19 protein-coding genes are annotated in these 23948 nt (G+C 70.3%); 12 read left to right on the forward strand and 7 right to left on the reverse strand.

The features are described 5' to 3' along the window. Positions 1 to 85: 85 nt before the first annotated feature. The 3 genes from recC to recD are packed head-to-tail and all read left to right on the forward strand — an operon-like array spanning position 86 to position 8621. Complete coding sequence (gene recC, locus A8G15_RS19520; protein ID WP_068163302.1) at positions 86 to 3418, forward strand: exodeoxyribonuclease V subunit gamma; 3333 nt, start codon at positions 86 to 88, stop codon at positions 3416 to 3418. Beyond that, positions 3418 to 6750, forward strand: a complete 3333-nt coding sequence (locus tag A8G15_RS19525) for a UvrD-helicase domain-containing protein (RefSeq protein ID WP_068163311.1) — start codon at positions 3418 to 3420, stop codon at positions 6748 to 6750. Before recC ends, A8G15_RS19525 begins: the two co-directional genes overlap by 1 nt. Continuing rightward, positions 6747 to 8621, forward strand: a complete 1875-nt coding sequence (gene recD / locus A8G15_RS19530) for an exodeoxyribonuclease V subunit alpha (RefSeq protein WP_068163312.1) — start codon at positions 6747 to 6749, stop codon at positions 8619 to 8621. The genes A8G15_RS19525 and recD overlap by 4 nt, the downstream gene beginning before the upstream one ends. A gap of 15 nt (positions 8622 to 8636) precedes the next feature. Here recD and A8G15_RS19535 read toward each other — a convergent pair whose 3' ends face one another. Then, positions 8637 to 9944, reverse strand: coding sequence for an alpha-hydroxy-acid oxidizing protein (locus A8G15_RS19535; protein WP_068163313.1), 1308 nt, complete (start codon positions 9942 to 9944; stop codon positions 8637 to 8639). Between the two features lie 54 nt (positions 9945 to 9998). Continuing rightward, a complete protein-coding gene (locus tag A8G15_RS19540; RefSeq protein ID WP_068163316.1) occupies positions 9999 to 11513 on the reverse strand; it encodes an ATP-dependent DNA ligase in 1515 nt (504 codons plus the stop codon). 132 nt (positions 11514 to 11645) lie between these two features. Here A8G15_RS19540 and A8G15_RS19545 point away from each other — a divergent pair, with 132 nt between their 5' ends. The 5 genes from A8G15_RS19545 to A8G15_RS19565 all read left to right on the forward strand — a co-directional run bounded on the left by A8G15_RS19545 (position 11646) and on the right by A8G15_RS19565 (position 16407). Beyond that, complete coding sequence (locus tag A8G15_RS19545) at positions 11646 to 13091, forward strand: lipase maturation factor family protein (protein ID WP_068163319.1); 1446 nt, start codon at positions 11646 to 11648, stop codon at positions 13089 to 13091. A gap of 83 nt (positions 13092 to 13174) precedes the next feature. After that, on the forward strand, positions 13175 to 13648 hold the full coding sequence (locus tag A8G15_RS19550; protein WP_068163434.1) for a VOC family protein: 474 nt from the start codon (positions 13175 to 13177) through the stop codon (positions 13646 to 13648). A gap of 69 nt (positions 13649 to 13717) precedes the next feature. Further along, positions 13718 to 15028 carry an MFS transporter gene (locus A8G15_RS19555; protein ID WP_068163436.1) on the forward strand — a complete coding sequence of 437 codons (1311 nt, stop codon included), beginning with the start codon at positions 13718 to 13720 and terminating at the stop codon, positions 15026 to 15028. Positions 15029 to 15193: 165 nt separating this feature from the next. Beyond that, the gene (locus A8G15_RS19560) at positions 15194 to 15796 is read left to right on the forward strand and encodes a ClpP family protease (protein ID WP_068163321.1); all 603 of its coding nucleotides are present in this window, start codon (positions 15194 to 15196) and stop codon (positions 15794 to 15796) included. Positions 15797 to 15810: 14 nt separating this feature from the next. Next, the gene (locus A8G15_RS19565) at positions 15811 to 16407 is read left to right on the forward strand and encodes an ATP-dependent Clp protease proteolytic subunit (protein ID WP_068163324.1); all 597 of its coding nucleotides are present in this window, start codon (positions 15811 to 15813) and stop codon (positions 16405 to 16407) included. Between the two features lie 3 nt (positions 16408 to 16410). Here the strand turns inward: A8G15_RS19565 and A8G15_RS19570 are convergent, their stop codons facing one another. Together A8G15_RS19570 and A8G15_RS19575 are read right to left on the reverse strand one after the other, a co-directional pair. After that, complete coding sequence (locus A8G15_RS19570) at positions 16411 to 16767, reverse strand: helix-turn-helix domain-containing protein (RefSeq protein WP_082900023.1); 357 nt, start codon at positions 16765 to 16767, stop codon at positions 16411 to 16413. A 134-nt stretch (positions 16768 to 16901) separates the two neighbouring features. Then, complete coding sequence (locus tag A8G15_RS19575) at positions 16902 to 17807, reverse strand: sigma-70 family RNA polymerase sigma factor (protein WP_068163325.1); 906 nt, start codon at positions 17805 to 17807, stop codon at positions 16902 to 16904. A 74-nt stretch (positions 17808 to 17881) separates the two neighbouring features. Here A8G15_RS19575 and A8G15_RS19580 point away from each other — a divergent pair, with 74 nt between their 5' ends. Further along, positions 17882 to 18340 (forward strand): carboxymuconolactone decarboxylase family protein, encoded by a 459-nt coding sequence (locus A8G15_RS19580; protein ID WP_068163326.1) that lies wholly within the window; start codon positions 17882 to 17884, stop codon positions 18338 to 18340. A gap of 14 nt (positions 18341 to 18354) precedes the next feature. On the opposite strand, the gene A8G15_RS19585 is transcribed toward A8G15_RS19580, so the two are convergent. Then, entirely contained in the window at positions 18355 to 19323 is a 969-nt protein-coding gene (locus tag A8G15_RS19585; RefSeq protein ID WP_082900024.1) for a LacI family DNA-binding transcriptional regulator, read from the reverse strand. 91 nt (positions 19324 to 19414) lie between these two features. On the opposite strand from A8G15_RS19585, the gene A8G15_RS19590 reads away from it, so the two are divergent. After that, complete coding sequence (locus A8G15_RS19590; RefSeq protein WP_068163342.1) at positions 19415 to 20350, forward strand: zinc-binding dehydrogenase; 936 nt, start codon at positions 19415 to 19417, stop codon at positions 20348 to 20350. A 78-nt stretch (positions 20351 to 20428) separates the two neighbouring features. Here A8G15_RS19590 and A8G15_RS19595 read toward each other — a convergent pair whose 3' ends face one another. Next, entirely contained in the window at positions 20429 to 22126 is a 1698-nt protein-coding gene (locus tag A8G15_RS19595) for a fumarate hydratase (RefSeq protein ID WP_068163344.1), read from the reverse strand. Between the two features lie 255 nt (positions 22127 to 22381). Here A8G15_RS19595 and A8G15_RS19600 point away from each other — a divergent pair, with 255 nt between their 5' ends. Both A8G15_RS19600 and A8G15_RS19605 read left to right on the forward strand, forming a co-directional pair. Beyond that, positions 22382 to 23152, forward strand: a complete 771-nt coding sequence (locus A8G15_RS19600) for a CPBP family intramembrane glutamic endopeptidase (protein ID WP_068163346.1) — start codon at positions 22382 to 22384, stop codon at positions 23150 to 23152. Positions 23153 to 23185: 33 nt separating this feature from the next. Continuing rightward, positions 23186 to 23710 carry a 2'-5' RNA ligase family protein gene (locus A8G15_RS19605; RefSeq protein WP_068163348.1) on the forward strand — a complete coding sequence of 175 codons (525 nt, stop codon included), beginning with the start codon at positions 23186 to 23188 and terminating at the stop codon, positions 23708 to 23710. A gap of 18 nt (positions 23711 to 23728) precedes the next feature. Here A8G15_RS19605 and A8G15_RS19610 read toward each other — a convergent pair whose 3' ends face one another. Beyond that, complete coding sequence (locus A8G15_RS19610; protein ID WP_068163439.1) at positions 23729 to 23944, reverse strand: maltose regulon activator MalT; 216 nt, start codon at positions 23942 to 23944, stop codon at positions 23729 to 23731. Positions 23945 to 23948 lie beyond the last annotated feature (4 nt).

Below are 23948 nucleotides of genomic sequence, written 5' to 3' on the forward strand. Positions count from 1 at the left end.
GCCCGGGGGTCACGCGATCGTGCTCGATGTCCGACCGGTGTGATAGACCGCAGAGGAACACCGGACGACTTCGAGGAGGACACGCGTGCTGACGCTGCACCGCGCCGAGCGCGCCGACATCCTCGCCGACACCCTGGCCGGATTGCTCGCCACCCCACCGGCCGACCCGTTCGCCCGGGAGGTCGTCGCGGTCCCGGCCCGCGGAATGGAACGTTGGCTCACCCAGCGGTTGTCCACCGCGCTCGGCACGACCGGAGGCGACGGCGTCGCCGCGAACATCGACTTTCCCTCGCCGGCCCGACTGGTCGACGAAGCGCTGTCCGCGGCCTCCGGCACCACCGCCGACGACGACCCGTGGCACCCGTCGCGCGTGTTGTGGGCACTGCTCGCCGTGATCGACGAGTGCGTCGGCGAGCCCTGGTGCGCGGTGCTGTCCCGGCACCTCGGGCACGGCAGCGACGACTTCCGTGCCGGTCGCCGCTACGCGACCGCCGCGCACCTGGCCGAGCTGATGCGCAGCTACGGCGCCCAGCGGCCGCAGATGCTCGTGGACTGGGCGGCGGGCCGGGACACGGACGGCACAGGTGCACCGCTCGGTGAGCACCTGCTGTGGCAGGCCGAACTGTGGCGTCGCCTGCGCGACCGCATCGGCAGCGACAGCCCGGCCCAGCGGCTCGACGCCGCGTGCTCGCGGCTGCGCGCCGAACCCGGTGTCGTCGACCTGCCGGAACGGCTGTCCCTGTTCGGGCCGACCCGGCTGACTGCGGTGCAGCTCGCGGTGCTGTCCGCGCTCGGCGAGCGCCGCGACGTGCACCTGTGGCTGCCGCACCCGAGCCCGGCGATGTGGGAGGCGCTCACCGGAACGCCGCGTCGTTTGCGGCGCGCGGACGACGACAGCGCCCTCGCCGTGCGTCATCCGCTGCTCGCCGCCCTTGCCCGCGACGTCCGCGAATTCCAGGCCCGCCTGAGCGACCTCGACGGCGCCGACGTGCACCACCGCTCGGACGAGCCCGCCGGCACGCTGCTCGGCCGGTTGCAGGCCGACATCCGCGCGGACCGGCCGCCGGTCGCCGGTACCGCATCCGCCGACGGCACCGTGCAGATCCACGCGTGCCACGGCCCGACCCGCCAGGTCGAGGTGCTGCGCGAGTCGCTGCTGCACCTGTTCCGCGAAGATCCGACGCTCGAGCCTCGCGACGTGATCGTCATGTGCCCCGACGTCGAGACCTATGCCCCGCTCGTCCACGCCGCGTTCGGGCAGGGCGTGGCCGGGCATCCGGGCCACGGCCTGCGGGTGCGCGTCGCCGACCGCGGCCTGCGCCGCACCAACCCCGTCCTCGCCGTCGTCGCGACCCTCCTCGACCTCGCCGATGCCCGCGTCACCGCGAGCCAGGTCCTCGACCTGGCCGCGGCGCCGCCGGTGCGGCGCCGGCTCGGATTCACCGACGACGACCTGGAACGCCTGCAGGAATGGACCGTCGAGACCGGCGCCCGGTGGGGCCTGGCCAAGGGCCAGCGCGCCGCGGTCGGCCTCGGAGACTTCCCGCAGAACACTTTCGGCACGGCACTCGACCGGCTCCTGCTGGGGGTCGCCGCCGACGAGTCGCAGAGCGAATGGCTTTCGCTCGCACTGCCGTTCGATGATGTGGACAGCAACGACATCGACCGCGCGGGCCGATTCGCCGAGTACATCGACCGGCTGCACTCGGTGCTGCACAGTCTCCGAGGTCCCAAACCCGCCACCCGGTGGTCCGCCGACCTGACCCGCGCCGTCGACCTGCTCGCCGATGTCGCGCCGGGCGACAGCTGGCAACTCGTCCAGGCGCACCGCGAACTCGCCGCCGCCGTCGAACACAGCGGTGGCGCGCACCTCCGCCTCGCCGACGTGCGGTCCATGCTCGCGAGCCGGCTGGCGGGCCGGCCCACCCGGGCGAACTTCCGCACCGGTGAACTCACGGTCTGCACGATGGTGCCGATGCGATCGGTGCCGCACCGTGTGGTGGTGCTGCTCGGGCTCGACGACGAGCACTTCCCGCGCGGCACCCACATCGACGGCGACGACGTCACCTCCCTCGATCCCGTTGTGGGGGAGAGAGACCCGCGCAGCGAGGACCGGCAGCTGCTGCTCGACGCGTTGATGTCCGCGCGCGACCGGGTGCTGTTGTTCCACACCGGTGCCGATCCGGTCACCGGAGCGCCGCGGCCACCCGCCGTCCCGCTCAGCGAACTGCGCGACGTCGTCGCCGCCATGACCGGCACCGAGACCGGGGGTGAGCGAAGTGACGGGGGCGAGCGAAGCGACGCGGGGCCCGGCGCCATCGTGACGCGGCATCCGTTGCAGCCGTTCGATGCCCGCAATTTCCGTGCGGACGCGCCGTTCAGCTTCGACACCGCCGCCCTCGCCGGGGCCCGGGCCGCGGCGCGGCCCGATCCCGAACCGCCGCGTCCGGTCGGCGCGGCGTGCACGGCCCTGGCGCCCCGGCCCGTGGACGGTGACATCGACCTCGCCGAGCTCGTCGCCTTCCTCACCCACCCCACGCAGGGGTTCCTGCGGCAGCGGCTGGGCCTGCGCATTCCCGAACTCGACGAGAACATCGCCGACGCCCTCGACATCGAACTCGACGGACTCGCCCGCTGGAATCTCGGTGAGCGCATGCTCGAGGCACGTCTGGCCGGTGTCGATCCGGCCGATTTCCGCGCCGCCGAGTGGCGCCGCGGCACCCTGCCCCCGGCGGCGCTGGGCGAGCACGTGCTCGGCGACGTGACCCGCACCGTCGAAGAACTCGTCGCGACGTGCGGGCCGGTGCACGCAGGCCCCGCCGACACGGCCGATGTCGTCGTCGATCTCGGTGGGGGTCGCCGCCTCACCGGTACCGTCGGCGGTGTCCACGGCACGACCATCGCGCGGAGCACCTTCTCACGGCTGGCGCCGAAACAGCGGATGACGGCGTGGGTCCACCTGCTCGCGGTCGCCGCGTCGGGTCGTCCCGGCACGTGGCAGGCGGTGACCACCGGCCGCGGCCGTTTCCGCACACCCGCCTGGCGTTCCACCCTCACCGCGCCGGCGGACGCACACGAGCAGCTCCTGCGGTTGGTGAGCCTGCGCGACCGCGGACTGCACAGGCCGCTGCCGATCACCACCGGTGCCTCCGCCGAATACGCGAACCGGCGCTACCGCGGCGACTCTGTCGAGATGGCCCTCGAATCCGCGGGCAAGGAGTTCGGCGGTGCGTTCGGCGACGGCAAGGACCGGCACCTGACGTACCTCTACGGAACGGGAGTGAGCCTGAGCACGCTGACCGCTGCCGTGCCGCTCGACGACGAACGCGCCTGGCACGACGATCCGACCCGTTTCGGAGTCCTCGCGCGGCGCCTCTGGGAACCGCTGCTGGCCTCGGAAATCCAAGGGAGGCCGTGATGACGGCGCCGACGTCGCCGGCAACGGCGTTCGACCTGCTCGGCCCGCTGCCGCGCGGCACCACCGTGCTCGAGGCCAGCGCCGGCACCGGCAAGACCTACGCGATCGTCGGCCTGGCGACCCGGTTCGTCGCCGAAGGCCACGCCGACCTGTCGGAACTGCTGCTCGTGACGTTCAGCCGCGCCGCCACCCAGGAACTGCGCGAACGCACCCGGGAACGGTTCGCCACCGTCGCGGCGGCACTCGCCGACCCGGACGCCGCGCGGAGCAGCGGCGACGAACTGATCCGATATCTGGCCGACGGCGACGTCGCCGCGCACCGCACCCGGCTCCGGCAGGCCCTGTCGAACTTCGACGCCACGACCATCGCCACCACCCACGGGTTCTGCCAGCGCATGCTCGACGAACTCGGCATCGCGGGGGAACGGGAACCCGACGTGGTCCTCGTCGAGGACGTCGGCGACCTCACCACCGAAGTCGTCGCGGACCTCTACCTGCGTACCTACGGGCGGGTCGAGAGCGCCCCGATCGGTCTGTCCGAGGCGACCGCCGCCGCGCGCGCCGCGGTCTTCGACCCGCAGGCCGACCTCGTCCCGGAGGGCGCCGAGGGCACCCCGGCGGGGGAGCGGGTCGCGTTCGCCCGGGCCGTGCGCGCCGAGGTCGAACGTCGCAAGCGGGCGGTGGGTCTGCGTGACTTCGACGATCAGCTCGCGCTCCTGCACCGGGTGCTGGGCGATCCCGAACACGGCGACGCGGCGTGCCGGCGCATCCGCTCGCGGTTCGCGGTGGTGCTCGTCGACGAATTCCAGGACACCGACCCGAAACAGTGGGAGATCCTGCGTCGCGCCTTCCACGGGCACACCACCCTCGTGCTCGTCGGCGACCCCAAGCAGGCGATCTACGCCTTCCGCGGGGCAGAGGTCCTCAGCTACCTCGAGGCCGTCGCGGTCGCGGACAGTCACCTGGAACTGACCACCAACTGGCGCAGCGACGGCAACCTGCTTGCGGCACTGCGCCGGTTGTACGGCGGTGCCGCACTGGGTGACTCGCGGATCGTGGTGCATCCGGTCGACGCAGCGCAACCGCCCTCGCGCCTGACGGGTGCACCGCCGATCCGGATGCGCTACCTGCCGCGCACCGGAGCCGGACCCTACGGCAGTTCCGGATTTCCCACCGTGGGGGCGCTGCGGTCGCGGGTCGCGCGTGATGTCGCCGCCGCCGTCGTGCGGCTGCTTGAGGACGGCGCCACCGTCGACCACGGGCGGGGACCGAGCCGAATCGAACCGGGCGACATCGCGGTGCTGGTGCGCACCCACACGCAGGTGTCGCTCGTGTACGACGCGCTGGTGCGTACCGGCGTGCCGTGCGTGCTGGCCGGCGGTACCAGCGTGTTCGCGACCCCCTCCGCGCAGGATTGGCTGTGGCTGCTGCAGGCGCTCGAGCAACCGCACCGGTCCGATCGGGTGCGGCTGGCCGCGCTGACCTCCCTGCTCGGCTACACCGTCGACGACGTCGACACCCGCGGTGACGAGTTGGTCGCCGAGGTCGGCGGCAGGCTGCGGGAACTGTCGACGGTGTTCGCGCGGTCCGGTTTCGCGGCGTTGTTCGAACGCCTCGCGGCGGTCGGCGGACTGGAGGCGCGGCTGCTCGCGTCCGCGTCCGGCGAACGCGCCCTGACCGACGTGCGGCACATCGCGCAGTTGCTCGATCGTGTTGCCGCCGAAGAATTCCTGGGGCCGGCCGCGCTGACGCGCTGGCTCGAGGAGCGGATGCTCGATCCGGGTACCGGCAGCGCCGACCGCAGCCGCCGGCTCGACAGCGACGCCGCGGCCGTGCAGATCCTCACCGTGCACGGCAGCAAGGGTCTCGAATTCCCGGTGGTGTACGTGCCGTTCGGGTGGGATTCGGCGAAACACCCGAACCCCGATCCGTTGCTGCTGCACGAAGACGACCGGCGCATCCTCGACGTCGGCGGCGAGGGCAGCCCCGGATACGGGCAGCGCCGCGCCCGGCACGACGAGGAGGCTGCCGGGGAGGAGTTGCGGCTGCTGTACGTCGCGCTGACGCGGGCACGGTGTCACCTCGCGCTGTGGTGGGCGCCGTCCTACGGCACCGGATCGTCGCCGCTGCACCGAATGCTCGCGGGCCGCGTCGACGGCACCGCCGACCTCGCGCCCGGCGTGAAGGTCCCCACCGACGCGGCCGTCGCCGACCAGTTCGCCGCATGGTCCGAGCGCGCCGACGGGCTCATCGTCACCGAGGCGGTCGGCCCGGGCCCGATCCCGGTGCCGGCCTGGAGCCGCGACCGCGACCGCGACGAAACGCTTGCCGCGGCCCGGTTCGACCGGGTTCTCGACGAGCACTGGCGGCGCACGTCCTACTCGGCGCTGACCGCCTCCGCGCACGACAATCCCGGTGTCGCAAGTGAAGTGGAGAATCCGGACAAGGACGACGAACCGGAGGAGCCGCCGCTGCCGGCCGGTGGCGAACGCGAAGGGGAGCCGGCGGTAGCCGTGATCGAGTCGCCGATGAACGAGCTGCCCGGCGGCACCGTGTTCGGCACCCTCGTGCACGCGGTCCTCGAGGTCGTCGACACCAGCGCCGCCGATCTCGGTACCGAACTGCTCGAGCGCTGCCGCGACGTGATCGCCGCGCAACTCTCGGAGGTCGACCCGGAGGCACTGGCCGCGGCCCTGCTGCCCGTGCTGCACACCCCGCTCGGCGACCTCGGCACCACACTCGCCGGAATCGCGCCGTCGGACCGGCTGGCCGAGCTCGACTTCGAACTGCCGCTCGCCGGCGGGGACACCCCGGTCGCGGCGACCGTGACACTCGACGCGGTCGGTGCCCTGCTGCGCCGGCACCTGCCCGCCGACGATCCGATGTTGCCCTACGCGGATCTGGTACGGACGCTCGATCCGATTCCGTTGCGCGGCTATCTCACCGGCAGCATCGACGCGGTGTTGCGGGTGCCCGGCGCAGAGCGGAGTGCCGCGGAATGCCGCTTCGTGATCGTCGACTACAAGACGAACCGGCTCGCGCCCGGCGAGCTGACCACCGAGCACTACACCCGCGATCGGATGGCCGCGGAGATGCTGCGCGCCCACTATCCGATGCAGGCGCTGCTGTATTCTGTTGCGCTGCATCGATACCTGCGGTGGCGGCTGCCCGGCTACGACCCCGCCGCCCACCTGGGCGGTGCGCAGTACCTGTTCGTGCGCGGCATGGTCGGACCCGACACCCCGGCCGGGGTCGGGGTGTTCGACTGGACACCGCCGGCCGCCCTCGTCACCGAACTGTCCGACCTGCTCGCCGGAAAGGACCAGCCGTGATCGATGTCCTGGTGGCCCAGCGCGGCAAAGGCGCACTGCGCGCGTTCAACGAGGCCGGTGTCCTCGCCGCGGCCGACGTGCACGTCGCCCTGCGACTGGCGGGTCTCGGCGCCGAACCCGACGAAGGTGTTCAGCTCGCCACCGCACTGGCGGTGCGGGCCGTGCGGTCGGGTTCGGTGTGCCTGGACCTGACCCGCCTGCGGGATGTCGGTGTCGACGAGAACGCCGAGGTGGATCCGGCCGCGCTCCCGTGGCCGGACGACGACGAGGTCGTCGCCGCGTTGCGTCGCAGCCCCCTGACCACGGGATCTCCGACCGGTCCGCTGCGCCCGCTGCGGCTCGTCGACACCGACGCCGGGCCGCTGCTGTACCTGGAGCGCTACTTCCGGCAGGAACAGATCGTGCGGCGTGCCCTGGACGAGCGGGGCCGCGACTATCCGGACATCGACGCGGGCCTGCTCGTGCAGCGGCTCGACGAGTTGTTCCGCGACCCGGCCGACCCGTCCCGCCCGTCGCCGGCGCCGGACCGGCAACGCGTGGCCGCCGCACTTGCCGCGACCCACTGGACCACCGTCATCGCCGGTGGTCCCGGTACCGGAAAGACGCACACCGTCGCGCGGATCCTCGCGTTGCTCACGTCGCTGCACGGACCGGGCGTGCGGATCGGCCTGGCCGCGCCCACCGGCAAGGCGGCGGCGCGACTGCAGGAATCGGTGCGCGACCAGGCCGGGACGCTCGGGCTGGCACCCGACGTCACCGCCATGACCCTGCACCGGATGCTCGGCTGGCAGCGCGGCCGCACCCGGTTCCGCTACCACGCCGGCAACCACCTGCCGTTCGACGCGATCGTCGTCGACGAAACCTCCATGGTGTCGCTGACGATGATGAGCTGCCTGCTCGAGGCGGTGCGGCCGGACACCAGGCTCGTGCTCGTCGGCGACCCCGACCAGCTCACGTCCGTCGATGCCGGAGCGGTCCTCGCGGACCTCGTGGCGCGACCCGTTTCCGGCACCCCCAACCCGGTGTTCGTCGACATCGCCGCACGCGACCTGGCCGCCGCCGACGACCCGGACGAAGCCGCGTTCGGTGCCGGGGAGCGGGAACGGCTGCGCGGCAGTGTGGTCCGCCTCAGCCGCGGCAGGAGGTTCGGTGGGGCCATCGCGCGACTCGCGGTCGCGGTGCGCGACGGCGACGACGACGAGACGATGCGGATCCTGCGCAGCGGTGTGCCCGAGGTGTCCTTCCATGCCCCCGGCGACCTGAACGCCCTGCACGACGATGTCGTCCGTTCGGCCGAGGAGGTCACCGCCGCCGCGGTCGCGGGCGACGCGCACACCGCGCTGGCCCGCTTCGAGACCCACCGGCTGCTGTGTGCGCACCGGGACGGCGAGTACGGGGTGCAGCGCTGGGCCCGGCAGGCCATGGAATGGATCGGTGCGGCGTCCGGTCGTCGCCTCGACCCGGAGCACTGGTATCCGGGACAGCCGCTCATGGTCACCGCCAACGACCACGACCTGCGCATCTACAACGGCGACACCGGGGTCGTGGTCCGCCGTGAGGACGACACGCCGGTCGCGGCGTTCGCACGCGGAAAGGAGCCGTTCCTGCTGCATCCGAGCCACCTGTCGGCGGTGCAGACGGTGTATGCGATGACGATCCACCGCAGCCAGGGCAGTCAGTACGACACCGTGTCGGTGGTGCTGCCCGACGCGACGTCGTCGCTGCTGACGCGGGAACTGCTGTACACCGCGATCACCCGCGCCCGGACCCACGTGCGGATCATCGGCACCGAGGACGCGGTGCGCGCCGGCGTGGGCCGGCAGGTGCTGCGCGCGAGCGGGCTGCGCCGCACCATTCTCGCCGAGAGCTGACGCGCAGCGGCGCTCTCACGACGACGGGTTGGGCCGGACGAACCGCTCGTCGATGTCGGCGACCGACCGCGCACCCGTCAAGGCCATGGTGAGGTCGAACTCGGCGATCACGTTGCGGATCACCTCCTCGACCCCGCGCCGGCCCGCGACGGCCAGCCCGTACATGTAGGGCCGGCCGAGCAGCACCGCATCGGCGCCGAGGGCGAGCGCGACGAACACGTCGGCGCCGCTACGGATTCCACTGTCCAGCAGGACGGTCGGTTCCCGGCCGATCGCCGCCCGGATGTCGGGGAGCGCATCGAGCGAGGCGATCGACCCGTCGATCTGCCGTCCACCGTGATTCGACACCACGATCGCGTCGACGCCGAGGTCGACCGCGCGTCGCGCATCGTCGGGATGCAGAATCCCCTTGAGCACGATCGGCAACCGCGTGCGCTCGCGTAACGTCGCCAGGTGATCCCAGCTCAATCCCGGATTCGAGTAGATGTCGAGGAAGGTCTCCGCGGCGGCACGCGGCACAGGGGAGCGCAGATTGTCGAGGAACCGGCCCGGATGGTTGCGGGTCATCGCCAGCAGCGTGCGGATCGCGCCGAGCGTGACATCGGGCCGTTCCGTGACGGTTTCGCGGAGCGCGTCGATCCGCTGCCGGACGATGTCGCGGAAACGCCCGTCGGACGTGTACTGGGCGATGCCCTCCCCCCGCGCGAACGGCAGCGAACCCAGGTTCAGGTCCTGCGGGCGCCACCCCAGCATCGTCGTGTCGAGGGTGACGACGACAGCCTCGGCGCCGATCGCCTCGGCTCGGTGCAGCAGGCTGTCGACGAGCCCTTCGTCCGAGCTCCAGTACAGCTGGAACCAGCGCGACGCGCCGCCCATCGCGGCGGCGCAGTCCTCCATCGGACTGCAACCCTGGTTGGAGAAGATGTACGGCACACCCGTCGCCGCGGCGGCCCGCGCGATCGCCAGGTCGCTGTCGGGTGCCATCAGCGCGCCCGCGCCGACCGGCGCGAGCAGCAGCGGCGACGGCAGCACGGTGTTCACCACCGTGGTGCGGAGATCACGTTCGGTGACGCCGTGCGCCATGCGTGGCACGATGGCCCACCGGTCGAACGCGCGCCGGTTGTTGCGCATCGTGCGGCCTTCCCCGGCCCCTCCCGCGACGTACGCCCAGGCTCGCTTCGAACTGGCCCGGCGCGCGGCGCGTTCGAGGTCGGTGAAGGCGGTCGGCACAGCGGGCCGGCGGCCGAGCGCACCGTCGCGATAGACGACGCCCTGACGTTCCCGGCCGGGGCCGGTGGCGGGGGAAGCAGCGGTTTCGGTCACGTGTTCTCCTGAATGGTGGGAACTGGTATTCGGTCTGTCCGGGTGGTGGAACCCTCACCCGGAGGGGAGGAGCGCCCGCACCGCGTCGATGGTGTCGGCGTCCGCGGCGTCCTTGTCGGGGCGGTACCGCAGCACGCGCGCGAACCGCAGGGCGACCCCGCCGGGATAGCGCGGGCTCACCTGGACTCCATCGAGTTCGATCTCGACGACCAGTTCGGGACGCAGGTAGACGGTGTGCGCGTCGCGGGACCGTTCGTGCCGGGGGAATTCGTCGGTCTGCCAGCGCAGCAGCGCGTCGGTCAGGCCCTTGAAGGTCTTGCCCACCATGATCGGTTCACCGCCGCCGGGGTCGCGGGCACCCAGATGGAGATTCGACAGGAATCCCGTGCGCCGGCCGTATCCCCACTCCGCGCCGAGCACCACCAGGTCCAGAGTGTGTTCGGGTTTGACCTTGAGCCACGTGCGGCCCCGGCGGCCGGCCGCGTACGGATCGGCGAGTGACTTGACCATCACACCCTCGTGACCCGCCGCGAGCGCAGCATCGAAATGTGCTGCCGCCGAGTCGGAATCGGGTTCGATCAAGGACGGGATGCGATAGGGCGATGCGACCGATTCGAGCGCGGCGATCCTGTCGGTCAGCGGTGCGTCGAGCAGGTCGGCGCCGTCGAGGTGCAGGCAGTCGAAGAAGTACGGCCGCAACAGCAGATCGTGGGTGCTCCCGGTCCCGAAACGGCTCATCGTCTCCTGGAACGGGCGTGGCCGTCCGCTGTCGTCCAGCGCGAGGGTTTCGCCGTCGAGCACCACACTCGTGCACGGCAGGGATGCGACCAGTTCGACGAGTTCCGGTACACCGGAGGTGATCTCACGCAGAGTACGTGTGTACACGCGGACCTCGTCGCCGTGGCGGTGCACCTGGATGCGGGCGCCGTCGAGCTTGTACTCGACGCTCACCGCCGATCCGAGCGTGGCGAGCGCATCGGCGAGCGAGCCAGCGGGGGAGGCCAGCATCGGCCGGATCGGCCGCCCCACCTCGAGCCGGAATACACCCAGCGCCTCCACGCCACCGGTGAGAGCGGCCGATGCGGTCGCTGGGAGGCGGCCGGACAGCATGAACGCCCGCCGCACCGCCTCGACGGGAACCGACGAGGCCGCGGCGACCGCGTCGGTCATCACCCCTTCGAGCGCACCCTGCCGCAGGTCGCCGGTGAGCAACCGGACGAAGAAGCGCTGCTCGTCCGCGGTCGCGGCACCGAACAGGGAGGTCAGCAGGGCCCGCCGTCGTTCCGTGGATCCGGCACCGGTGGTCGCGGCGAGAGTCGTGAGGGTCGCGTCGAGTTCACCGACGGACAGCGCCGGGCCGGGCGCCGGATCGATGTCCAGTCCGGTCAGGGTGCGCCATCCGACCCCGACCCGGCCCTGCCTCACCTCTCCCGACAGCCACGCGACGACCGGTTCGACCTCGTCCGGTTGCAGATCGGCCAGGACCTCGCGCAGCAGCGCGACCTTCTCCCGCCGTGAGCGGGTGGCACCCACGGCGTCCGACACGGCGACGATCCGGGACACACGCACAGTCCGACGGTAGCCGTACCCCGGGTGGAGGGTCCGGATATTCGGTGCGGCCGGGTGTCGGTTCTCCGCTCGCCGGGGGCGGCGGGTTCCCAAAGGGCCGCGGCGGTGGGATCCTCGGAATCGGAGACAGCGGTGGACTGGTTCGATGCGGACGGTTACACGTGGGGCCGGATGTTCTTCACACGGGGACTCGCGGCTCTCTACCTCGTCGCGTTCCTGGTGGCGTTCAACCAGTTCCGCGCGCTGCTCGGCAGCGAGGGGCTGTTGCCGATCCCGGACTTCGTGCGGGCGGTGCCGTTCCGGAGCGCACCGAGCATCTTCCACCGCCACTACACGGATCGCTTCTTCGCGGCCGTCGCGGTGACCGGAGCCGCGCTCGCCGCCGCCACCCTACTGGGTGTCACGGACCTGCTGCCGCTTCCGGCGACGATGCTCGTGTGGTTCGTGCTGTGGGCGCTGTACCTGTCGATCGTCAATGTGGGACAGACGTGGTACTCGTTCGGATGGGAATCCCTGATCCTCGAGGCCGGTGTGCTGGCGATGTTCCTGGGCAATGCCGCGACCGCACCGCCGTTCGTCGTGCTGATCCTGCTGCGGTGGCTGCTGTTCCGCCTCGAATTCGGTGCCGGCCTGATCAAGATGCGCGGCGACCGCTGCTGGCGTGACCTGACGTGCCTCTACTACCACCACGAAACCCAGCCCATGCCTGGGCCGCTGAGCTGGTACTTCCACCACCTGCCGCGACCGCTGCACAAGGTGGAGGTCGCCGGCAACCACGTCACGCAGCTGGTCGTGCCGTTCGGGTTGTTCCTGCCGCAACCGGTCGCCGGGATCGCCGCCGCGATCATGATCGTCACCCAGTTGTGGCTGGTGGCGAGCGGAAACTTCTCGTGGCTGAACTGGATGGCGATCATCCTCGGGCTGTCCGTGCTGCCGGATTCGTTCTACGACGCGGTGCTCCCCGCCGGTGCGTCCCGCAGCTACGCGGACACACCGACGGCGTTCGTCGTGATGGTATCGGGCCTGGCCGCCGTGGTGGTGGTGCTCAGCTACCGGCCCGTGCAGAACATGATCTCCCGTGGGCAGAAGATGAACGCCAGTTTCAATCGCTGGCACTTCGTGAACACCTACGGGGCGTTCGGCAGCGTGACCCGGGTGCGGCGGGAGGTCGTCGTCGAGGGCACCGCGAGCGAGCACCCGGACTCGGACACGGTGTGGAGGGAATACGAATTCAAGGGCAAACCGGGCGACGTGCGGCGCCGGCCACGGCAGTTCGCGCCGTACCACCTGCGCCTGGACTGGCTCATGTGGTTCGCCGGGATCTCCCCGGACTACGCGGCCCGCTGGTTCCCGCCGCTCATGGCGAAACTGCTGCAGAACGACGAACACGTTCTGAAACTGCTGCGCCACAACCCGTTCCCCGAAGAACCACCGCGTTACGTGCGGGCCCGTTTGTTCCGCTACCGGTTCTCGACACGCGCGGAACGGCGCGCCACGGGCGCGTGGTGGGTGCGGACCCCCATCCACGAGTTCTTCTATCCGGCGCGGCTCGCGGAGGTACCCGGGAATCGCGCCTGATCATCCCAGTCCCGATCGATGACTTTTCGTCCCCCGGCCGGTCTGTGTATTCGACGATGGAGACCCCAGGCAAGGAGACGACGATGCCCAAGATCACCCCGTGGCTGTGGTTCGACATGAACGCACAGGAAGCGGCCGAGTACTACATCACGGTGTTCCCCAACTCCCGCATCCTGAACGTGACCCACTACCCCGAAGGGACGCCCGTGCCCGCGGGCACCGTCCTGACCGTCGACTTCGAACTCGACGGAACCCTGTTCGGCGGACTCAACGGCGGTCCCCAGTTCCGGTTCAGCGAGGCCGTGTCGTTCTCGATCGACTGCCGAGACCAGGACGAGGTGGACCACTACTGGAACGCCCTCACCGCCGACGGCGGCGAGGAATCCCAGTGTGGATGGCTGAAGGACAGGTTCGGGGTGTCCTGGCAGGTGGTGCCGCGCCGGCTCACCGAACTGATGTCCGATCCGGATCCGGAGGTCGTGGGGCGGGTCAGCGACGCCCTGATGAAGATGCGCAGGATCGAGGTGCCGTTGCTCGAGGCGGCCGCCCGGGGCTGACGACCGCGCGGGACCGTCCGCGCGCACGCGCTGCGACGGGTGCTGCCCGCGGGCGGTACGTTGCGGTTCATGACCACGCGCGCCCAGCGGCTCGACGAACTGCCGTTCACCCGTAGACACGCCAAGCTGGTGCTCGGCTCCGGCGTCGGCTGGGCGCTCGACGCCATGGACGTCGGACTCATCTCGTTCGTGATGGCCGCGCTCGCCGTGCAATGGAACCTGAGCAGCACCCAGCTGTCGTGGATCGGCTCGATCGGCTTCGTCGGCATGGCCGTCGGGGCCGCGCTCGGCGGCCTGCTCGCGGACCGCATCGGACGCAGGCAGGTGTTCGCGACGACGCTGCTCGTGTACGGACTGGCGACCGGGGCGTCCGCGCTGGCCGGATCGGTCGCGGTGCTGCTGGTGCTGCGGTTCGTCGTCGGCCTCGGGCTGGGCGCGGAACTGCCGGTCGCATCGACGCTGGTCAGTGAATACGCGCCGCGCAAGGTCCGCGGTCGCGTGGTGGTGGCGCTCGAGGCGTTCTGGGCGGTCGGCTGGATCCTGGCCGCCCTCATCGGCTACTTCGTCGTACCGATCGGCGACGACGGCTGGCGGTGGGCGCTGCTCGCCGGAGTCATCCCGACGTTGTACGCCGTGGTCGTGCGGCTCGGCCTGCCCGAGTCGGTGCGGTTCCTCGAACGCAAGGGCCGCTACGTCGAGGCCGAAGCGGCCGTACGCGCGTTCGAGAAGTCGGCGGGCGTGGCCGTTCCCACCCCCGCACCCGAGACTGCGGTCGCCGAGCCGGAGCCCGTCGTCCCGGAATCGATCTGGTCCCCGAGACTGCGGTCGCGCACCGCCGCACTGTGGACCGTGTGGTTCGGCATCAACCTGTCGTACTACGGCGCATTCATCTGGTTGCCCAGCCTGCTGGTCAACCAGGGTTTCGACCTCGTCAAGTCGTTCGAGTACACGCTCATCATCACGCTGGCGCAGCTGCCCGGCTACGCGGTCGCGGCATGGCTGATCGAAGTGTGGGGCCGCCGCCCGACCCTCGCCACGTTCCTCGTCGGATCGGCGGTCGCAGCCGCACTGTTCGGCCTCGCCGGAAGCCCCGCCACGATCGTCGCAGCCGGAATGATGCTGTCGTTCTTCAACCTCGGGGCGTGGGGCGCCCTGTACGCGATCGGGCCCGAGCTGTATCCGACCTCGGTGCGTGGAGCCGGCACGGGCGCCGCTGCCGCGTTCGGCCGGATCGCGTCGATCCTCGCGCCGCTGATGGTGCCGTGGCTGTTGCACGGCGGCAACGGCCTGGTGTTCGGGGTGTTCGCCGCCGCGTTCGCCGTCGCCGCGGTCGCGGCGTACACCCTTCCGGAGCGGGCCGGGGCGGTCCTCGACGCCTGATCCGAAGGCCCGTCGCCGTGGGGGTGGCGTGCGCGCGTGCGTCCGAGCGAATGTATCCCTCGTCTCCGTCACTCGATCGAGTGTGCCTTTCGCTCGGAATCGAGGCGGGTCTGCCGTGAGCGGACGAACGGCGCCGTCCGCGTCGGGGGCGCTGAAACTGATCCCATGATCGAATCAACCCAGACGTATCGGGACCAACTGGCCGACAGACTGTTCCGGCACAGGACGCTGCTGCTCACCGGCGAGGTGAACGACGAGATGGCCGAGCGGGTGTGCGCCGAACTCGTGCTGCTCGCCGCGGCGGACGACGAACGGGACATCGTTCTCCACATCAACTCGCCCGGCGGATCGGTGCTCGCCGGCCTGGCCATCCACGACACGATGGCACTCGTCCCGAACGACGTGGTGACCGTCGCCGTCGGCTTCGCCGCCAGCATGGGACAGGTGCTGCTCGCCGCGGGGACCAAGGGCAAGCGGATCGGCCTGCCGCACAGCCGGATCATGATGCACCAGCCGTCGGCCGGATTCGCCGGCACCGCCGTCGACATCGCGATCCAGGCAGAGAACCTCGAGTACATGAAGCGGCAGTCCCAGCAGATCCTCGCCGACGCCACCGGCCGGTCCGTCGAGGAGATCGAACGTGACAGCGACCGCGACCGCTGGTTCACCCCGGAACAGGCCCGTGACTACGGGATCATCGACTCGGTTGCGGGGTCGCTCGCCGAGCTGGCGCCGTTCGCCGCGGCACCTCGGATGGGGTTGTCGTGAGCACATCACCGAGAATGCAGACCCAGTACGCGATTCCGTACGTCGTCGAGCGCACCCCCGCCGGCGAGCGGTCCTATGATGTCTTCAGCCGGTTGCTGAACGAACGAATCGTCTTCCTCGGCACGGAGATCGACGACGGGGTCGCCAATGTGATCATGGCGCAGCTGCTGCACCTCGAGGCCGAATCACCGGATCGTGAGATCGGCCTGTACATCAACTCGCCGGGAGGGTCGACGACGGCGATGCTCGCGGTCTACGACACGATGCAGTTCCTGCGGCCGAAGGTCGCCACGTACTGCATGGGGCAGGCCGCCTCCGCCGCTGCGGTGCTGCTCGCCGCGGGAGCGCCCGGTCGCCGGCACGTACTCGCGCATTCGCGGGTGCTGTTGCATCAACCGTCGGCGCAGGGGCAGGGCACCATCTCCGACCTCGCGTTGCAGGCCGCGGAGGTGATGCGGGTGCGGGCGCAGACGGAGGAGATCCTCGCCCGGCACACGGGACGCGGCACCGCCGAACTGCGCCGCGACACCGACCGCGACCGCATCTTCGGCCCGGAGGAGGCGGTCGGGTACGGGCTCGCCGACCACGTGATCGTCAGCCGCGACGGGTGACGGTCATGCCGCGCACAGTTCGACGCCTGCGCCGGGGACGCTCCGGAGCGCGCGGTGCGCGGTCATCCTGCGGATACCTCGGGCAAGCAGCTGTTCCATGGGCAGACCGAGCGCGTCGCACACCGACTGCAGCATCTCCGACGACGGTTCCTTCCGGCCGCGCTCGACCTCGGACAGGTACTGCTTGGACATGCCGACGGACCGGGCTACGTCGTCGAGGCTGCGGTCCTGGTCGCGGCGTTCGTCCCGCAGGACCTCGCCGTAGACCTGCCGGAGCAGACGACGACCCGGGGCGGACGTGGCCGGGGAAGAGGCGCGCCGGCCGGCGAGATCGACGACGTTCGGGTCCATGCGGTTCATTGTTCCCGGTGTTCGGTTGTCCCGGAACGAGTTCAGCTCTCGACGAACACGATGTCGGTGGTGATCCTGCGTGGTCGGCTCCGCCTGCGCCCGACCGAATGTATCGTTCGCTCGGTTGAACCGCGCGGTGGACGTCAGTTCCCGTTGATGAGCACGACGTCCAGAGCCGCGACCCGATCGGGCTCGACGACCACCTCGATCGAGGCCACCCGCCCGTCCTCGACGGCGAAGACGAACACCGACCGGACGACGCCGCCGGGCGCCCACGCGGCGCCGGGCATGCCGTCGACAAGTGCGGCCTGGGCGGCCCGGGCGCGGCCGGAGAAGGCGGTCGCGACCGCGCGGGCGCCGTGCAGTTCGCGCTGCAGGCCCGGTGCCCCCGCCGCGGCACCCAGCCGTGCCGACGCGACGGCGGCGTCGTCGGCGAGCAGGCTCACCTCCGGATCGAGCAGAGCCAGCAGGTCGTCGAACCGCCCTTCGCGGGACGCGGCGAGAAACGCGTCGACGACCCGCCGACGGCGCGACAGATCCGCCGGGGCGACCGTGGCACCCTGCACCCGCCGCCGCGCGCGGCTCGCGAGTTGCCGGGTCGCGGCCGGTGCCCGGTCGACGATCGGGGCGATCTCGTCGAACGGCACCCCGAACATGTCGTGCAGTACGAACGCGAGGCGCTCGGCCGGCGCGAGTGTGTCCAGGACGACGAGCATCGCGACGCCGACGGAATCGGCCAGCACCGCTTCGTGTTCGGGTCCGGCCGCGGGTTGGGGGAGGACCGGCTCCGGACGCTCGGGATCGTCGAGCGACACCTCGGGCCGGGCTCCGCGGGCCCGCAGCTGATCGAGGCACACCCGGCTCACCACGGTCGTCAGCCAGCCGGCGAGGTTGGCGACCTCACTCGTGTCGGAACGGCTCAGCCGCAACCATGTCTCCTGGAGTGCGTCGTCGGCGTCCGGCCCCGAACCCAGCATCCGCAGCGCCACGGCCCGCAGGTGCGCGCGGTGGGTTTCGAACTGCCGCGCCAGAAACTCTTCGTCGCTCACCTGTCACATCCTTCCGCCCGGTTTCGTCGATGAAGTGACGAACGGCCACAACCGAATGTGACAAGGAGCGAACGATGCAGTCTCGAATGAAGAATCCGGTCATGGTCCTGCCCGCGGCGATGCAGGCGATCCTCGCGCTCGGACAGTCCACCGACAGCGTCGATGTTCCCACGCGGACACTGCATCTGATGCACCTGCGGGCCAGCCAGATCAACGGCTGCAGCGTGTGCGTGGATCTGCACCCACGGCTCGCGCTGAAGGACGGCGAGACGACCGAGCGGCTGTTCGCGGTCGCCGCGTGGCGCGAATCCCCGTACTTCACCGACGAGGAACGTGCCGCGCTCGCCCTGACCGAAGCGATCACGCGGCTCGCGGACAGGCCGGATCCGGTTCCGGACGACGTGTGGGACGCGGCCGCCGACCTCTACACCGAGGAACAGCTCGCGGCGCTGATCGTGCAGATCGCGACGATCAACGTGTGGAACCGCGTCAACGCCTCGGTCAGGCAGGTGGCCGGCGATGTTCCGGCCTGACGGGGGTCGTCGGCTCAGGTCGTCTCCCGGACGATGATCTCGGACGGGGGCTGGGTCCACGGTCCGGCGTCGAGGCCCAACGAGATGCGCGCGGCGCGGCGACCGTAGGCCGTGGCGTTGATGCGGACCGTCGTCAGGGCCGGCTCCAGCAGGGCCGCGTGGCGTCCCTCGTCGAAACCTATGACGGCGAGGTCGCCCGGAACGCGGTGGCCGGTCCTGCGCATCGCCGCGAGCACCGCCAGCGCCACGTTGTCGTCGAAGGCGGCGACCGCGGTGACGTCGGTGTCCTCGACGAGGCGGCGGACGACCTCGGGGTCTCCTCGCCCGTCGGGAGTCGTGTGAAGACGGATCACCTCGAGCGTGAGCCCGAGTGTCTCCGCGGTTCGCTCCGCGTGCGAGATGCGGGCGTGGCCGATCGCGCCCGCTCCCTCGGCCGGGAGCACGAACGCGACGTGGCGGTGACCCCGCTCGCCGAGGTGGCGCAGCTGCGTGATCGTGTGGAACGCCAGCCCCACGTGATAGCCGTTCGTCACACCCGAGACGGGGTCGTCCTCCTCGGTGCCCGTCGCCACTTTCGTGAGGTCGAGGACGGCCCGAGGTGACACCGTCGCGAGCACGGAGTCGTCGATTCCGCCGGCATCGGTGGTGACCAGCAGGACGTGATCGTGTCTCCGGAGTTCCTCGGACATGCCGGCGACGACACTGTCGAGACTGTTGCCCGCCACGAGGGAACCGATGTGGAGCAGCACGATCCGTGAACGGCCCGATCGCAGGGTGCGGGCCACACCGTGCGGGGTGTAGCCGAGCTCGGCGACCGCCCGCCGGACACGCAGTCGCGTGGCCTCGGTGATCGTCTGGCCGGGGGTGTCGTTCAGGACGTAGCTCACGGTCGCGGTGGAGACGCCGGCGGCAGCGGCGACGTCGCGCATTCGGATCCGCCCGGCCCGGTCGCCCGACGATGCGCTGCGTGCTCCTCTCACCATGGTCGGATACTAACGCTTAACCGATTAAGTACCTACCGTTGGCGAGGGTGGGCCGGAGAGGACGGCCCGATCGTCACGAAGGAGTCGAACCATGAGGGCATGGCAGTTCGAAGGGGCCGGCAAGCCGATCGCGCTGAACGAGATACCGGAGCCGGAGCCGGGTCCCGGCGAGGTCGTCATCGATGTCAAGGCCGCAGGGCTGTGCCACAGCGATCTCATGTACATGGAGGTCGGTGCGGCGACCATGCCGTTCCTGCCGATGACCCAGGGGCACGAGAACGCCGGTGTGGTCAGCGCACTCGGTGAGGGGGTCGAGGGCTGGGCCGTCGGAGACCTCGTCGGCGTCTGTACGTCCGGCGTGCGTCCGCCTGCCGGCATGTTCACTCACGGTGGGTTCGCCGACAAACTCGTGGCCGACGCCCGCGACCTCGCGCGCGTACCCGAGGGACTCGACCCGGCACTGGCCGCGCTCGCGACCGATGCGGGCATGACCTCCTATCACGCGATCATCAAGGTCGGCGGCGCCGCGGCCGGAATGAAGGTCGGTGTCATCGGCTACGGTGGTCTCGGCCAGATCGGAACCCGCGCAGCGGTTCTCGCGGGCGCCGAGGTGCACGTGGCCGAAACCAAGAAGTCCGTGTGGGACCTGGCACGGGCGGCCGGCGTCGCCGGTGTCGTCGAGGACGCCGCGGAATGGGCCGGTCAGGGATTCGACCTCGTCGTCGACTACGCCGGTTTCGACACGACGCAGCGCGCCATCGACGCGATCGAGCGGGGCGGCACGGTCGTCCAGGTGGGACTCGGCCTCCCGACGTTCACCGTCACCTCGCCGACGATCCTCGGCAAGACCCTCGTCGGTTCCCTCGGCGGAACGGTTCAGGACATCGAGGAGGTTTTCGACCTGCTGCTGGCCCGCGAAATCGAACCGGCATACACCGAGATCGCCTTCGACGAGATCGGTGCCGGGCTCGAACGTCTGGCCCGGGGCGAGGTCACCGGTCGTCTGGTCGCGCGGTTCGGCGACTGAACGGACCTCGCTCGGAGACCCCGGAAACAACGCATCCGCGAACCGATACGGTTCGCGGATGCGTTGAGATGTAACGGATTACAGGCCGGGACGCTTGCCGACCGTGAGGGTGACCTCGCCGGTACCGGCGAAGAAGTCGTTGCCCTTGTCATCGACGACGATGAACGCCGGGAAGTCCTCGACCTCGATCTTCCAGACGGCTTCCATGCCGAGTTCCTGGTATTCGACGACCTCGACCTTCTTGATGCAGTCGAGGGCGAGGCGTGCCGCGGGGCCGCCGATGGAACCGAGGTAGAAGCCGCCGTGAGTGTTGCACGCGTCGGTGACCTGCTTGGAGCGGTTGCCCTTCGCGAGCATCACCATGGACCCGCCGGCCGCCTGGAACTGCTCGACGTACGAGTCCATACGACCCGCGGTCGTCGGCCCGAACGAGCCGGACGCCAGGCCGTCGGGGGTCTTTGCCGGGCCCGCGTAGTACACGGGGTGATCCCGCAGGTACTGCGGCATCTCCTCGCCGGCGTCGAGGCGCTCCTTGATCTTCGCGTGCGCGATGTCGCGGGCCACGACCAGCGGGCCGGTCAGCGACAGGCGGGTCTTGACCGGATGCTTGGAAAGCTCGGCCAGGATCTCCGGCATCGGCCGCGTCAGGTCGATCTTGACGGCGGCACCCTTGCCGGTGCCCGACACGCCGTCGGTCTCGGCGTCGAGCTGCGAATCGGTGACCTCGGGCAGGAACCGGCCCGGGTTGAATTCGAGCTGCTCGAGGAACACGCCCTCGGGGGTGATCTTCGCCTTCGCCTGACGGTCCGCCGAGCAGGACACGGCGATCGCGACGGGCAGCGACGCACCGTGGCGGGGGAGACGGATCACGCGGACGTCGTGGCAGAAGTACTTGCCGCCGAACTGCGCGCCGATACCGATCTTCTGGGTGAGTTCGAAGACCTTCTTCTCGAGTTCGTGGTCGCGGAAACCGCGGCCGGTGATCGCACCCTCGGTGGGCAACTCGTCCAGGTAGTGGGCCGAGGCGTACTTCGCGGTCTTGAGCGCGAACTCCGCGGACGTGCCGCCGACGACGATCGCCAGGTGGTACGGCGGGCACGCTGCGGTGCCCAGGGAACGGATCTTGGCCTCGAGGAACTGCATCATCGAGTCCGGATTCAGGATGGCCTTCGTCTCCTGGTACAGGTACGACTTGTTGGCCGATCCGCCGCCCTTGGCCATGAACAGGAACTTGTAGGAGTTCTCGTGGCCCTTGGCGGTGTCCGCGTACAGCTCGATCTGCGCAGGCAGGTTGTTGCCCGTGTTCTTCTCCTCCCACATCGTGATGGGAGCGTTCTGCGAGTAGCGCAGGTTCAGCTTGGTGTACGCGTCGTAGACACCGCGCGCGATCGACTCCTCGTCGTCCCCGGGGGTGAGCACCTGCTGGCCGCGCTTGCCCATGACGATCGCGGTGCCGGTGTCCTGGCACATCGGCAGAACGCCGGCCGCGGCGATGTTCGCGTTCTTCAGGAGATCCAGGGCCACGAACTTGTCGTTGTTCGACGCTTCCGGATCGTCGAGGATGCTCGCGAGCTGCTTCAGGTGATCCGTGCGCAGGTAATGCGAAATGTCGTGCAGCGCGGTCTCGGTGAGCAGGCGGAGAGCCTCGGGTTCGACCTTCAGGAAGGTGCGGCCGTCGGGTCCTTCGACGGTGGACACCCCCTCGCTGGTCAGCAGCCGATACTCGGTGGGGTCTTCCCCGATCGGCAGCAGGTCCTCGTAGAGGAAGTCGGCCATTGTGTCTCCTGGAGAGGGGCTGGGTTCGGTGACAGGCTAGTCGCGCCGACGCAAGGCCTTGACAACGGGGCGTGTGGCGGACCCGGAATCCGCAACGGTTGTGACGCGCGTCTCCACCGGCGCGAGGCTGGGTTTATCTTCCGTCGAAATCGGCAAATCCGCAGATGACAAGGGTGACGTGACCGGCATCATGCCGGTCCGGCAGCCGAATCCGTACAGTTGCATGGATGGCCGTCGGAACCGGGAGGATCGCACATGACCGTAGATGGTGAGCTGGCACCCGCGCCGGCGATCCGACGATTGCCGTCCCTGGCCTGGCTTCCCCGATTCCACGCCTGGATCGACGTCGGCGTCGTCGTCGCAGTGCTCGTCACCACCAACATGGTCGCGCATTTCACCACCGTGTGGGCCTCGGTCGCGACCGTGCCCATCGCCGCGGTCGTGCTCGTCGCGATGATGCGGCACCGGGGCATGCGCTGGTCGGAACTCGGATTGTCGCCACGACAGTGGAAGCGCGGAACCCTCTACTCGGTCGCCGCGGTCGGACTCGTGGTCGCGGTCGTCGGAGTCGGTATCGCGCTGCCGTTCACCAGGCAGTTCTTCCTGTCCGAGCGGTACGCGACGATCTCCGGTGCGCTCGTCGCGTCGATGATCGTCATTCCGCTGCAGACGGTGATCCCGGAGGAACTCGCGTTCCGCGGTGTCCTGCACGGCGCGCTCGAACGCGCGTGGGGAGCTCGCGGTGTGTTCGCCGCCGGGTCGCTGCTGTTCGGGTTGTGGCACATCGCGTCGTCGCTCGGCCTGACCTCCGGCAACGCCGGGCTGACGGCGGTGCTCGGCGGTGGTGTGTGGGGGCAGGTCCTCGGCATCGCGGGCGCGGTGGTCGCCACCGCGGCCGCCGGGTTCGTGTTCACGTGGTTGCGCAGCCGGAGCGGCAGCATCCTCGCGCCGATCGCCCTGCACTGGTCGCTCAACGGTGTCGGCGCGCTGGCCGCAGCCCTGGTGTGGCACGTGACAGTGGCCTGACCTCGCCGCGGCGCCGACGAAGGGAGGCCACCGGTGGCCCTCGCCGTCTGCCTGCTCTTCGATCCCGACACCGAACACGCACTGCGCCGCCTGTGGGACCGGCTCGAGGACCTCGGCATCCCGACGCTGCGCACCCACACGCACCGCCGTCACGTCCCCCACCTCTCCTACACGGTGCTGCGGACCTTCGTCGTCGGTGAGGTCGCCGCCGCGGTCGAGCGGCTACCGGACGGCGGTCCGATGGTGCTGCACCTCGACGCGCTCGGTTCGTTCCGGCGAGGCCGGATCTGGCTGGCACCCGCGCCCACCGAGGACCTGCTCCACCGGCAACGCCGGGTCGTGGACGCGGTCGTCGGCACCGGCGCCGACCTGCACCGGAACTACCGTCCGGGCAGCTGGACACCACACTGCACGCTGAGCCCGCGCACCCGCCTGACCGACCTGCCGCGACTGGCCGCGGCGATCTACGACGTGCTGCCCGTCGATGCGGTCGTCGACGCGGCGGCCCTCGTGGACAGCACGACGGGAGAGCGTTACGCGCTCCGGATCATTCCCTGAGTGGTCGGTCCCCGGCCGTCAGTCCTCGGGGTTCTCCACCCAGTGCCCGTACGGCGGCGGCCCCTCGCTCTGGATCTGCACACCGAACACGGGTGAGTGTTTCCACACGTACCCGTGCAGGACGTGTTCTTCGGAGGTGGTCTTGTCGACGACGACGAGATCGCCGCTCGGTCGTTCCTCGAGGACGAAGCCGTTCTTGCGTCCGTCCAGAACCCACCACTTCGCAGTGCTCATGATC

This window comes from Rhodococcus phenolicus (assembly GCF_001646785.1).
GTDB lineage: Bacteria > Actinomycetota > Actinomycetes > Mycobacteriales > Mycobacteriaceae > Rhodococcus > Rhodococcus phenolicus.